General features: G+C 33.3%; 13 protein-coding genes. 10 read left to right on the top strand and 3 right to left on the bottom strand.

What is annotated here, in order from left to right; genetic code table 11:
• The first annotated feature begins 7 nt into the window (after window positions 1-7).
• On the top strand, window positions 8-796 hold the full coding sequence (locus MLE13_RS04440; protein ID WP_240748252.1) for an MBL fold metallo-hydrolase: 789 nt from the start codon (window positions 8-10) through the stop codon (window positions 794-796).
• Window positions 797-1,205: 409 nt separating this feature from the next.
• Entirely contained in the window at window positions 1,206-2,411 is a 1,206-nt protein-coding gene (locus MLE13_RS04435; protein WP_346429152.1) for a S1C family serine protease, read from the top strand.
• A 290-nt stretch (window positions 2,412-2,701) separates the two neighbouring features.
• Here MLE13_RS04435 and MLE13_RS04430 read toward each other — a convergent pair whose 3' ends face one another.
• Window positions 2,702-3,451 carry an SDR family NAD(P)-dependent oxidoreductase gene (locus tag MLE13_RS04430; RefSeq protein ID WP_240748250.1) on the bottom strand — a complete coding sequence of 250 codons (750 nt, stop codon included), beginning with the start codon at window positions 3,449-3,451 and terminating at the stop codon, window positions 2,702-2,704.
• A 380-nt stretch (window positions 3,452-3,831) separates the two neighbouring features.
• On the opposite strand from MLE13_RS04430, the gene MLE13_RS04425 reads away from it, so the two are divergent.
• Together MLE13_RS04425 and rlmH are read left to right on the top strand one after the other, a co-directional pair.
• Window positions 3,832-4,053, top strand: a complete 222-nt coding sequence (locus MLE13_RS04425) for a CxxH/CxxC protein (protein WP_430905199.1) — start codon at window positions 3,832-3,834, stop codon at window positions 4,051-4,053.
• A gap of 90 nt (window positions 4,054-4,143) precedes the next feature.
• Window positions 4,144-4,623, top strand: coding sequence for a 23S rRNA (pseudouridine(1915)-N(3))-methyltransferase RlmH (rlmH, locus tag MLE13_RS04420; RefSeq protein ID WP_240748249.1), 480 nt, complete (start codon window positions 4,144-4,146; stop codon window positions 4,621-4,623).
• Here the strand turns inward: rlmH and MLE13_RS04415 are convergent.
• Window positions 4,595-6,160 (bottom strand): recombinase family protein, encoded by a 1,566-nt coding sequence (locus tag MLE13_RS04415; protein ID WP_240748248.1) that lies wholly within the window; start codon window positions 6,158-6,160, stop codon window positions 4,595-4,597. The two genes, rlmH and MLE13_RS04415, sit on opposite strands and share 29 nt — an antisense overlap.
• Window positions 6,157-6,756, bottom strand: coding sequence for a helix-turn-helix domain-containing protein (locus MLE13_RS04410; RefSeq protein WP_240748247.1), 600 nt, complete (start codon window positions 6,754-6,756; stop codon window positions 6,157-6,159). The genes MLE13_RS04415 and MLE13_RS04410 overlap by 4 nt, the downstream gene beginning before the upstream one ends.
• Window positions 6,757-7,068: 312 nt before the next feature.
• On the opposite strand from MLE13_RS04410, the gene MLE13_RS04405 reads away from it, so the two are divergent.
• The 6 genes from MLE13_RS04405 to MLE13_RS04380 all read left to right on the top strand — a co-directional run bounded on the left by MLE13_RS04405 (window position 7,069) and on the right by MLE13_RS04380 (window position 12,780).
• On the top strand, window positions 7,069-7,989 hold the full coding sequence (locus tag MLE13_RS04405; RefSeq protein ID WP_240748246.1) for a phage/plasmid replication domain-containing protein: 921 nt from the start codon (window positions 7,069-7,071) through the stop codon (window positions 7,987-7,989).
• A gap of 306 nt (window positions 7,990-8,295) precedes the next feature.
• Window positions 8,296-8,934: a recombinase family protein gene (locus MLE13_RS04400; RefSeq protein WP_240748245.1), complete on the top strand. Its 639-nt coding sequence runs from the start codon at window positions 8,296-8,298 to the stop codon at window positions 8,932-8,934.
• A 392-nt stretch (window positions 8,935-9,326) separates the two neighbouring features.
• Window positions 9,327-10,397, top strand: a complete 1,071-nt coding sequence (locus MLE13_RS04395) for a DNA sulfur modification protein DndB (protein WP_240748244.1) — start codon at window positions 9,327-9,329, stop codon at window positions 10,395-10,397.
• Between the two features lie 4 nt (window positions 10,398-10,401).
• Window positions 10,402-11,466, top strand: a complete 1,065-nt coding sequence (locus tag MLE13_RS04390; RefSeq protein WP_240748243.1) for a DNA sulfur modification protein DndB — start codon at window positions 10,402-10,404, stop codon at window positions 11,464-11,466.
• Between the two features lie 226 nt (window positions 11,467-11,692).
• Window positions 11,693-12,292, top strand: coding sequence for a hypothetical protein (locus MLE13_RS04385; RefSeq protein WP_240748242.1), 600 nt, complete (start codon window positions 11,693-11,695; stop codon window positions 12,290-12,292).
• Entirely contained in the window at window positions 12,289-12,780 is a 492-nt protein-coding gene (locus MLE13_RS04380) for a hypothetical protein (protein ID WP_240748241.1), read from the top strand. The genes MLE13_RS04385 and MLE13_RS04380 overlap by 4 nt, the downstream gene beginning before the upstream one ends.
• The last annotated feature ends 21 nt before the right edge of the window (window positions 12,781-12,801 follow it).

The following is a 12,801-nucleotide window of genomic DNA, read 5'->3' as shown; positions in this document are numbered from 1 at the left end:
TTTTACTATGCAATTCAGTGTATTAGCCAGCGGTTCAAGCGGCAATGCCACATATATCGAGAACGGAGAACATTCTTTTTTAGTCGATGCAGGACTCAGTGGTCGTAAAATGGAAGAGTTGTTTGCTGCAATCGGTAAAAAAATGAGCGATTTGGATGGCATTTTGGTCACGCATGAACACAGCGATCACATTAAAGGGCTTGGGATTGTAGCACGCAAACATAAGGTGCCGATTTATGCCAACGCTAAAACATGGTCTGCGATGGATGGGTTGATCGGAGCGGTTCCTGTAGAGCAGCGATTCCATTTTGATATGGATACGATTAAAACTTTTGGCTCGATGGATATTGAATCGTTTGCGGTGTCGCACGATGCGGCAGATCCCATGTTTTATGTGTTTCATGCAGATGGTCGAAAGCTGTCGTTAATTACGGATACAGGCTATGTTAGCGACCGGATGAAAGGTGTTATTCAAGCGTCTGATTCGTATGTGTTTGAAAGTAATCATGATGTAGGAATGCTGCAGATGGGGCGTTACCCATGGTCGATTAAACGCCGGATTTTGAGTGACGTGGGTCACGTGTCGAATGAAGATGCGGCAGTGGCGATGAGTGAAGTGATTGCTGAAAAACCGACACGTATTTATCTTTCGCATTTGAGTAAAGATAATAATATGAAAGATTTAGCGCGTATGAGTGTTGAGCAAACTTTGCAGTCAAAAGGGATTATCACCGGAGAATATGTGAATCTGTTTGATACGGATGCCAATATACCGACTAAATTAATTGTTGTGTAAGAGAAGAGCTGTTCGAAGGTCATGAAAGTGACTTTTGGATGGCTTTTTTTGTTGTAAATTGAAATTGATAAGAGTGCTTTCCGTTCCAGCGCTCGCTTTCGGGCTCACAGGATGTGAGTCATGCAGCTAGTGCGACAGGACGTCGCGGTACTAGCTGCCAAGGGTGCAACCTCTGCCGCTTCCTTCGCTTTGCTCAGTCCAGTGGCTCCGGCTAGCACTATTCCCGCAGGAGTAGAGCGCTTACACTCCAAGTAACTAAGAGAGACTGTTCTATAAACGACGAGCAGAGTGGAAATAGGTTTTGCAGCTTGCTTTGGTCACACGAAATTTTTAAACTGAAATGATAAAGGTCTTATAAATGGTTCAAGCGGGGTAAACAGATAGAGAAGATAGAGGAAGGATGAGTGCGGTGGGTTATTACAATCAAACACCGAACGGCAGACAGAGACAGAGTCGTTTAGGTGTGTTTGCTGCAGGTGTAGGCGGAGTAGTGGTGGGTGCGTTATTGGTCTGGCTATTGTTTTATACGTTACCAGAGCTGAGACCGGATAACGGCACTAGTAACACGCAAATTGTGGAGCAGGGCGCTAAAGAAGGTTCTGAAGCGATTTCGGTTAATATCATGACAGATGTGACGAAGGCTGTTGATATAGCGGCGGATGCGGTCGTAGGAGTTAGTAATTTGCAAGCAAATGGGGATTTTTGGTCGCAATCAGAGCAACAAGAACAAGCTGTTGGCACGGGGTCTGGTGTTATTTATAAAAATGATAATGGCACAGCTTATGTCGTTACCAATTATCATGTTATTGATGGAGCCAGTGGTATTGAAGTAACGTTGTCGGACGGTTCTAAAGTTCAAGCTGAGCTAGTAGGAAGTGATATTTGGACCGATTTGGCTGTACTCGAAATGGACGGAGCTAAAGTGCAGGCAGTTGCTCAATTTGGAGATTCAGATGCCTTAAAACAAGGAGAGACAGTGATCGCGATCGGTAATCCGTTAGGTCTAAATTTTTCAGGTTCGGTGACGACGGGTGTCATTTCTGGTAAAGATCGAGCGGTGCCAGTGGATTTGAATGGTGACGGTCAAGAAGATTGGCAAGCAGAAGTGTTACAGACAGATGCGGCGATTAATCCAGGAAACAGTGGCGGCGCATTGGTCAATTTAGCAGGTCAATTGATCGGCATTAATTCGATGAAAATCGCAACTTCGCAAGTGGAGGGCATTGGGTTTTCGATTCCCATCAATTCTGCGATTCCTGTGATCGAATCGATTGAAGAAAATGGGGAGATGATTCGGCCTGCAATGGGTGTGACGTTGATGGATTTGGTTCAAGTGCCTCAAGCTTCTCGTCAGGACACGTTAAACCTTCCTGAAGACGTGGTAACGGGTGTCGTAGTCAATTCCGTGATAAAAGGTTCTGCTGCAGCTGCGGCGGGTATGGAGCAGTTTGATGTGATTATTGAAATGGATGGTGTCGCAATAGATGATATTATCGAGTTGCGAAAGCATTTATACAATAAAAAGAAAATCGGTGATGAACTGACCGTTAAAGCGTATCGAGATGGTGAGTTAATCGAATTCAACTTAAAGCTTGTGGATAATTCAGCATTGTAAAATAAAAACCGGCATAAAAGTTGCTATGCCGGTTCAGACTGTAGACAAACTCAGGTAATCCGAGTAGTCTGCAGTTTTTTTGTGGAAATTTATCGCTTCGGTCGCTTTGTGTAGAGCAAAGATGGTTGCTCCTGCGCAAGCTCGTCGCAAAGGAGGAGCCAAAATCGCCCCTCCTTGGCTCTCACGAGAAGCCAGGAAGATCACCTGTCTTCTCGCTTCGCCTACCCCGTAGACGCGCCTTCACTAGTGAAAGGTTCTTTTTTAAGATAGGAAATATACTCTGAATTTGTTTATTTTAAGGAGTAGCCACCGTCTACGACTATTTCTGCACCGTTTATATAGGATGCTTTGTCTGAAGCTAAGAATAGAACGACTTCTGCAATCTCACTTGGTTTCCCGTAACTTCCTCTAGGGTGTCCCTTTGATTGTTTTTCATAATTCTCTATCCCGCCATATGCATTAATGGCTAGGTCAGTTTCTGTAGGGCCAGGAGATATGCAATTTACACGAATTCCTAGGTTAGCAAAGCGTAGTGCCGTACTTTGAGTCATCGCGACAACTGCTGCTTTTGTTCCGCTATAAGCTGGTAGCATAGGATTAACCTTGTCGTTTCCAAGGATGGCTGCATTATTAATAATGACGCCATTTCGTTGCTTACTCATCACGACTAAAGAATATTTCATGTAGGCGAAGACAGCCGTTTGATTGACAGCAATTAAATAGTTCCAGTCATCTAACTTTACTCGAGACAAAGGCCCCATTCCTGTAGACAGAATACCAGCATTGTTGAATAGAATATCAACATGATGTTCATTGTTTTCAAGTGTTTTAAAAAAGCTTTCGATTTCTTCCACGTTTTCGTTGTGGACTTGGTAAAAATGGGCTCTTTCGTTGCATTCACTCTCAACCTGAGAGCCTTTGTTACGATCTCTTCCAGTAAAATGAACAGTAGCCCCTTCTTTACAAAAGAAACGAACTACTTCTTTACCAATTCCATCCGTTCCACCATTAACAATCACTACTTTGTTTTCGAACATCATGAGATCTCCTCCAAGTATCATAGTAAAGTGATAAGTATGTGAAATCAGTATATAACATTCGTATAACCAAAGGAAATCTAAGTACACACCATTTAAGGGACATAGATCTTGTCTTATATGAAGGATCCAACCCCCACTTTTCACTTCATTACTTCGTTCTTTCCGTAGGAGTTGTCACCTTCCGTTTTTTCATTGTCTTGAACTAATACTATTCAAATATTAAATTTTGAAATTTCGAGGAGAAGAAGGAAAGCTCGGAAAAGCAGAAAAAGCATGTGGATAACTTTTGACGTGTAAATTTATTGTTAACAATCCACAAGAGGATAAAAGCTCCGCTATCCGGAACTCTTTTGGTCTGTTAAAATAGGGTGTGGATAAAGATGAATGAAATGTGTATAACTATGTGGAATATTCGGAAATCGAAAGAGGTGGAAATAATGGAGATAAAATGCTGTAAAACCCACGTGGAGCATGCGTTGGACGTGTTCGTAGCAGAGACTAAAAATTACCCTATACTAACAGAATTATCAGAAACAGAAAAGTTATCCACAACTTGTGATTATTGCAAAGAGGCTGCAACGTATCTTGTGGCAAACGCCTGATCGAGCACAATATGTAGAAATTGGGTGTTAGTATGTGTATAACTATTGTGCATAACTTGTTTGTAAATTTAATGTGAAGGGGGATAAGTTGTGAATATCTCAATTATCAGTGTAGGAAAGTTGAAAGAGAAATATTTGAAAGCTGGAATCGAAGAGTACACAAAACGACTTGGAAGCTATTCAAAAATTAATGAAATTGAAGTTGCAGACGAAAAAGCACCAGAGCAATTGAGTGATGCGGACATGGAAATTGTCAAAAAGAAAGAAGCCGACCGAATTATGGCGAAAATTTCCGCTGACGCGTATGTCATTGCATTAGCAATTGATGGAAAGATGAAAACTTCGGAGCAGCTTGCAAAAGACATCGAATCGTTAATGACCTATGGCCGCAGCAAAATTGTCTTTGTTATTGGCGGATCGCTTGGGTTACATGACGAGGTATTAAAGCGGGCGGATGAAAAATTATCGTTTTCGAAGATGACGTTTCCCCATCAATTGATGAAGTTAATTTTGGTGGAGCAGGTTTATCGGGCGTTTCGGATTATGAAGGGTGAACCGTACCATAAGTAAACACATAGTTATTATTAGGAGAAGCGTCAAAGTATAACTCAATATCTTTGACGCTTCTTTTTTGTGGGGAATTTCCTTCATTAACAGTAATTTTATTAATAATAGAGTGTAAAAGGTTCTTCTGTTTTTCATGAGAAATATTTGGTAGAATTTTTGAAAACATAGATAAGACTTGCTGTATCTGCTCCAACGATACTTCTTTTATAATAGGTCTTCCTAATTCGTATTCAATTTCTTTCATTTGTTCAAGAAGAATTTTCTTTTCGTTATCTAGCTCGTTAAGCTTTTCTAATATTGAGTCAGGTGGATTATCACTATTTTCGATAATTGACAAAAACTTTTTTATGTTTTTTTCTGTATTGAAAATTCTTTCCTCTATGTTTGTTTGTTTAGCTTTAATAGGATTTTTTAATTTGCTAATTCTATCATTTACTTTCTCTACAATAGATTCAAGCACCGTTGGCTGAGATGTGATTTCTTCTAAACGCTTAAATACAAATTCTTCGACCAAATCAGCATTTAGTAAATTAGATTTACACACTGCACTACCTTTATAATGAAAATTTCCGCATTGGTAGTAACGTAAGTATTCATTAGAATTTTTACCTTTTTTTGACTTATGTCCAATCATGCCTTGTCCACATTTTGGACAACGAAGCAGAGTTGTTAAAGGAAAATTTCCTGTAAAGGTTTTGGCGGGTTTACTTGACCTTTGGATAAATAAAACTTGGCTTTTCTCCCATACTTCGTTGCTAATGATAGGTTGATGTTCCCCTTTGACTAAAACTATATTTTCACTTTTCCCCTCCCGTTTCTTAACATTCCAATCTTCGTATTGATTAAAGCGAATTAAACCAGAATAAATAGGGTTCATAATGATTTGCCTGATAGAATTTGTAGAAAAATTAGCTTTTCTCTTGGTCATATAACCTTCATGGTTTAATTGGTTGGCAATGGATTTAAAGCCTTTACCGCTTACATATAAATCAAAAATATATCTTATAATATAAGCTTCATTCTCATTAATAACTAATTTTTTTTCCTTAGAAGAGTATCCAAGCACACTTCCGCCATTCCACTTTCCTTCTTTTGCTCTTTGAGTCATCCCCATCTTTACATTCTCTACTATCATATTTCTTTCTAGTTCTGAAAACGTTCCTAGCATTTGAAGCATAGCTATTCCCATTGGAGTTGAAGCATCAATATTATCACTATAACTATAAAGTTTAATATTGTTTTTTTGAAAATGGTCAAGAATATTGAGAAAATCGACTTGTTTACGAGACAATCTTGAAACTTTCCATACCATAACCATATCAAAATTATTATGCTTAGAGTCTTCAAGTAGCTCCTGTAAGGAAGGTCTTTCAGTAGATTTACCGCTGATTCCTTCGTCCTTATAAATTTTCACTACTTTGAAATCATTTTTATTACAATAATCTCTTAAAATTTGAATTTGCCCTGCAATTGAATAACCTTCTGTTGCCTGTTCTTCTGTAGATACTCTTACATATAATGCTACTTTCGTTTCGTTCATTCTATTCCATCCATTTCTTCTATTATTTTTTTTGTAACTATTTGTTTATAATCTTTATCAATTTTCCTTAATATTAATTCAGTCTCTGTGAGGTTCAATTTTGAGAAATCATTTTCGAAAAGTGAAAAAAAGAAATCGGATTTTTCTTCGCTATTTAAAATTTTATTTAAGTTATCCAAAACCTTGTTAGCTTTTGAATTATCATATTGTCCCAAGGTACTAAATCTTTTATCAGCAAGTTGCAAAAATAAGCTCTTACTTTTTTCGATTTGTTCAAATTTTTTAACGTAATAATCTGAATTAGCTTGCCAACTATTTTCCCTATCTTGCATTAAGGTCGATTTATATTCAGCTTCTTTTGCTTCTTTAGATTTAATGTCGAAGTAACTTAACATTTTTTCGGCTTCTGTTATATCAAGACCTAACTCTAGTAAAATTTTAATACATGTATCATAAGAAGGGTTTTTAATTAGTTCTCTCTCTAGTTGAGAAACATAGGTTACTGCTTTGCCAACCTTTTTCGATAAAACTTTAGAAGGAATACCAGCTTGTTTCCTCAAATATTTTAATTCTTTTCCAAAACTTAAATTGTTCAATGTTTACACTCCAATCTTGTACATAAACTTATTGTAGCATGAAAGTAGCATTTAGTCAAGTTAAGTAGCATTAACTATTGACATAATGCTACCTTTATGCTACTATAGGGTTATAAGAAAGGAAGGAGGTAAAAAGGTGGATAAATCAAAAGAGAATCAATTTGAATTATTTTTGGACAATCTCTCTACAATTATTTTCGAATCAATATCACAAGTAACAATAGCTACTAAGTAAAACGGGATTAATACATAGTTTTTTGTTTCTTATAACATATGAAATTCATTATCAAATTACAGAAAGGAGTTTTGAACTTGTTTGATACAGTAAGACTAAAGTCAGAAAATATAGCTATAAGCAAAGAAACATTTACTAACATAGAAAATCTAAAAACAATTACATACTTTAATAATGAGACTGGCGAGCTGAATGATACATATCAAATTAAAACAAAAAACATTCCATACATAACCTATATCACCAATACAAGACTTTTAATAATTCAAGTATCTATACCTAAATTTTTATTTGGAGAAAACGTCAATGTTATAAAGCTAAAAGATATTAATGTTTTTTGGGATAAACTTCAACAAGAACTTCATAGTTTATTGGGAGTAGAAATTAGTAAGACGGAATGGATTGTCCAGAGAATAGATATCTGTTGGAATTTTTATGTGGGAAATAAAGTGAATGACTATATTCAATTTCTTGGAAAAAAGCAGTTGCCCTATAAACAAACATACTTAATAAATCATAGTGAAACAGTTATTTATAAAAACAAAAGCAGTAGCATCATGTTTTATGATAAGCAAAAAGAGTGCAAAGCTAAAAAACAATCGGCAGAACTAATAGAAAAAACTTTTGGGATATTAAGAATGGAAATTAGACCACCATTAAACTCAATTAAAAAATATAGCTCTGAAAGACAAGCTGTACAAATCTTAACTTTTGAATTTTTTAAATTGAATTTTGAAAAGGTAATGGGTGATATCTCATTTGAAGAATCACAATCCCAAATTGTTTCTTGTGATTGGTTAGAAGGACAAAAAATAAACAGAATAGAAACAGTTTTAGGATTTAATATTATAAGAGAGTCATTGGGCATTACGAAAACTAAAGAGCTGTATGGCTCAACATATTATGCTAGAAATAAGTGGATTCAAGAACTGCACCTACCTAAAGAAAATTTATTACCTAATCTCCTCATTGAATGGAAAGAACTTCAAGAAAATTAATAAAAGATAAATTTTATGTAGAAAAACACACTCCTGTCCTTCCAATCTGTCATTTTTATAAAATGCAAAATAGATAAAAATCATATTCAAATCCCCTTATTAAAGGTAATTTAGACGTGCATAAATAAGGGGAAATTTTAACTCTATCAAGAAGACAGAAGTAGCTTACAGAAGTTACGTTTAAAAAGGTATACCTTTAGAAACTCTATAGAACAGCCTAAATCTTAGTTTGTAAATGTGGAATTACTCTTATATAAACGTTTGTAAAAAGAATAAGCTTATATCAACAAAATTAGGGGGATTTATATGTCTAATACTAAAGTTTTTGCTTATGTGAGGGTTTCAAGTAAAGAACAAAATGAAGCAAGACAACTAAAAGAAATAAAAGATTTAGGTATAAATGAGAGGGATATTTTTATTGATAAGAAAAGTGGGAAAGATTTCAACAGACTTCAATATCAATCCTTGAAAAGTTGTCTTCGGAAGGGAGACTTATTGTATATAAAGTCTATTGACCGATTTGGAAGAAATGCAAAAGAAATAAAGAGAGAGTGGGAGGATATTACTCAAAATATAAAAGCTGATATCAGAGTCCTAGATATGCCGTTATTAGATACTACTCAATATAAAGATATGTTAGGGACATTTGTGAGTGATTTAGTATTACAGGTGTTGGCGTTTGTAAGTGAGCGGGAACGAATGAACATCTTACAAAGACAAGCAGAAGGGATAGCTATTGCTAAGGCATCGGGTAAACATCTAGGAAGACCGAAAATAAACCTAAGTGTTTTAAATAAAGAACAAAGGCTTATTCTTGAATCAAAATATAAAATTTGGAGAGATAAAGAAACAACTGGAATAGAATTTATGACATCAATGGGATTAAAAAAGAACTCGTTTTATAAAGTCATTAAAGAATATGAAAAAATGTTACAGGACTCTTAATTATGAGAGTTCTATTTTTAATGGGGGATAGTTTTCACCAAGACCACTGCGATAATAGTTAAAAAAGACTATAGCACTATAACCACTCCAATTTGTTTACAATTATAGGGAGCTAATTACTTTTTATTAGTGATAAATTTTAAAAAATAGCTATATAAGAAAAGAGTTAAGAAAGTTGAAACTAATTAACGGATAAAGAGAGTAAGAATAATAAAATATATACATAAAAATAGTTGAATAAAGTGATTTAATTCAATTAAATTAACGTAAATTTGATATTTTTATTAATTTAAAATTATTTTCGGGGAATAGACAAGAAAACACACAACAATTAATAAAGAGTGTTATGATTATTTTAATTATTTCAAAAAAAACATAAAGGAGAACTGAAAATGACTTTAAACCTATCTAGTTTATCATCAGAAGTTAAAAAAAGTTATATAACGATGAGTGGAATAAAAAGGGAGCAATTTAATCAAGAGGTCATAACTATTCAATGTACAGTGAACGATATTCTCAAATTTTTAGAAGTAGATTTAAAAGTTCAAAGAGAATTAGATGAAAATAAGGTTGCAAGTATAGGACAATATATTCAATATGGCTTAGATGGCAATGATATTTATTTTTCGCCTTTAATTTTTTCGGCAAGAGGTCAAGGGGTATTTGATGAAGGAAGACAAGCTTACAGTTTAAGCATGGATGAAAGATTAATAATTTTAGATGGTCAACATAGAATAAGAGCATTTGAATTTTTAAAAAGACGTATGGAAGTAAGCAATGGTAATGAGGAATTATATCATATGTTATTAAATTTTCCGATGACTATACAAATTTTCATGGATTTAGAACTTGAACAAGAAAGACAATTATTTACAGACATAAATACTAAATCATCGGTAGTGAACAATACTCTTTTAATAATGTACAAGAAAGATGATATGTATGGCGAATTGGTTCGAGAAGTAGTAAATAATTTGCCTATAGATTTAATAGAATGTAGAGCCAAAAGTACCCGAACAAAATTAATGACAGCATCGACCTTATATGCTGTTGCTAAAGCTTTAAACGATGGTGTTTTTAGTCGAAATTCTAAATCAGCTATCACTAAAGATAACTACGAAGAATATAAAAAAAAGACAGAAGATTTCGTAACACTATTTAGACAATATGCCCCTATTGATGCTGGAAATAGAGATAAGTATATTATTATGAGTTCCAATATTATAGTGGCGATTGCAAAATTTATTTATACAGTTCAAACCAAACATCCTTACGAAAAAATGGAAGACTTGTTTAAAGATGTGATTGCTAAAGTTGACTGGACTCACAGAAACGAAGAATTTAAAAAATTGTCTGCAAAATATAATAGAAAAACTAAAAAATATAATTTTGGAAGTACAGGAAGAACAATTAGAGATTTTTCAGAGTTCTTAACTAAAAAATATGAAGAAGTGAGGAGCTAATCTTATGGTTAATGTGCTAGCAAAAGGAACTATTAATACTTTAATTAATAGAAATGATAAAGGAATAATGTCAACTCAGTTAAGTATAGAAGAGGTTTTGGAAATTTATACTATTAACCATGAAGTTAATAGAGATTTAGGTTATCATAGGCTACCTAAAATTGTAAAATACTTAGATTCTATTGATAGCTCAGTAGGTATCTTCTTTCCATCAATTGTACTTTCTTATAGAGGAGACCCGACAAATTTCTATGAAGTCAGTACATCGACTCTCGAAATTGTTAAAGATAACAAGTTAGTAGTTATAGATGGTCAGCATAGAATAAAGGGAATTGAACAATATTTGAATAAAGTCAGTATTAGTAGTGAAGCAAAAGAAAAGTTGATAAAAAGCAACTTAACTGTACAAATATATTTTGGGTTGACATTAGAGGAAGAAAAAAAACTTTTCACTGATATAAACACAAATGCTAAAAGAGTATCAAGGTCTTTAGTTACTAATTATGACACTAGAGATATATATAATTTATTAGTCAGAGAGCTATACCATAGTTCAGATGCTTTAAAAAACGCAACTGTAGAATTTAACAAAAGTCGTATAGTACGACCTACCAATACTACCTTCATTACCAGTGTAAGACTGAAAAAATTTATTAATTTGATGATTTTTGGTAAAGAATCGCCAAATCAAAAAAATGAAGCACAAATTAAAGAGCAATATGATGAGATATTTTCATTTTTGAATAAATTTTTCAGTATATTCTTCCGTTCTCTTCCTGCTGTTCCAGGTGATGTATTAAAGCATGTTTTAGGTCACGAACCTATACAAAATGCTATAGCTTTATACATTAATGATGCAATAATAGTTGAAAATGATAATAAAATTAAGTGGTTAGAAACTTGGGAAGATGAAGTTGAACAATTAAAATTAATAAATTGGTCAGTAAAAAATAGAGATTGGCTCCCTTATATGATGGACAGCAGAAAGAATAGTCCATACCAATATAAGTCTTTTATAGAGACTACAACTTTAGACCTCAAAGAAATAATAGAAAAAAAACTATTATAATTTAGATAATTTTTTCACTTTTAATATTAAATTAATATTTTTATTGAAGGAAGCGTTAAAGTCTTACTGTAGATTTAACGCTTCCTTTAATAATTTTTTGAAATTAAAAAACTGAACTGGGATAAAAATATATTTTCATTAATTATATGGTGTTAAAGCAGGTAAAGGAGTTCTCTAAAGTTTGTCGAACTTTAGAATTAAATCAATCGAAAGGGGTTGTAACAAATTGGTCAGTGTTGATAAATTCTTTGACAACCATTATAAGAGACAAAAATATCTTGGCTTGAGAGTAGTAGTTCTTCTTTTATTAGTTGTACTTAATGTAGGAGAATTATCCGATACTGAAGAAGTAAGTAATACAATATTTTTTAATACAATATTTCTGCTTTTTTTACCACTTTTAATAGAATATTTATTTGGAATGGATACATATAGTTTTTTTACAAACGTATTTAGATGGATGGGTTTAATAATAAGTGCGGTAATGGTATCAGTATGTATACTTGGGTTTATGGGAGAAGCAAATATTGTTTTAAATGATGAGGGTTATGTGTATGAAGTGATACTGCTGAGTAAATTATCAATTTTATTTTGGATAAAACTAGGTGCTTATTTTATTAGTGCAAATGCATTCTTTGATTATATATTTACCTTTAATAAGAGAGAAAAAAAATATTATAATATGATTGATGATACCGAAATTTTTTTAGAAGATAATTTTAAAGAATTAAAAAAGAACGTATCTTTTGAGTCAAGGAAGAGCCAAATAAGAGAAAAACTACCTAAATTAGGTGAGGGGAATTTAGAAGGAGGAAAAGATAGATGAGTACAACGGTATTTTTAATTACTTTTATAGTATTTGTAATACCATTAGGAATATTTCTACGGTTTATTGATTTGGGTTTACCAATCTTTTTAGCCTTTAAACTAACTCTTATCTTTCCTTACAAAGTCACTCATGTTCATTATGAAATATATAAAGAATTAAAAAAGGAAGATAGGGCAAAAGCAATTCAAATATTATTTACGCCTATTACTGATTTGCCTAAAGTTATCATAAGTATTGCAGAGATGTATATGGATTATCATGCTAAATTAGCAGTTATAAAAGAGTTATTAAATGAATCTGATGAGAAAAATATTAATAATCATTCAAAATCTTTTCAAATACAAGGAATTACTTTTACAATTATAAGTGAAAAAATTGAAATCGATGAAACATATTCTTTCTATACTTATTTGAATAAACTTGGATTCCAGTCCCTTTCCAAACTATATAAAAAGATAATTGATGTAAATAAAGAATATATTTAAGACCACCAAATTAGAATGGCG

The sequence above is a fragment of the Planococcus halocryophilus genome (genome assembly GCF_022489025.1).
GTDB lineage: Bacteria > Bacillota > Bacilli > Bacillales_A > Planococcaceae > Planococcus > Planococcus halocryophilus_A.
The sequence above is the reverse complement of the archived record's forward strand: the minus strand, read 5'-3'. Positions and strand labels throughout refer to the sequence as shown.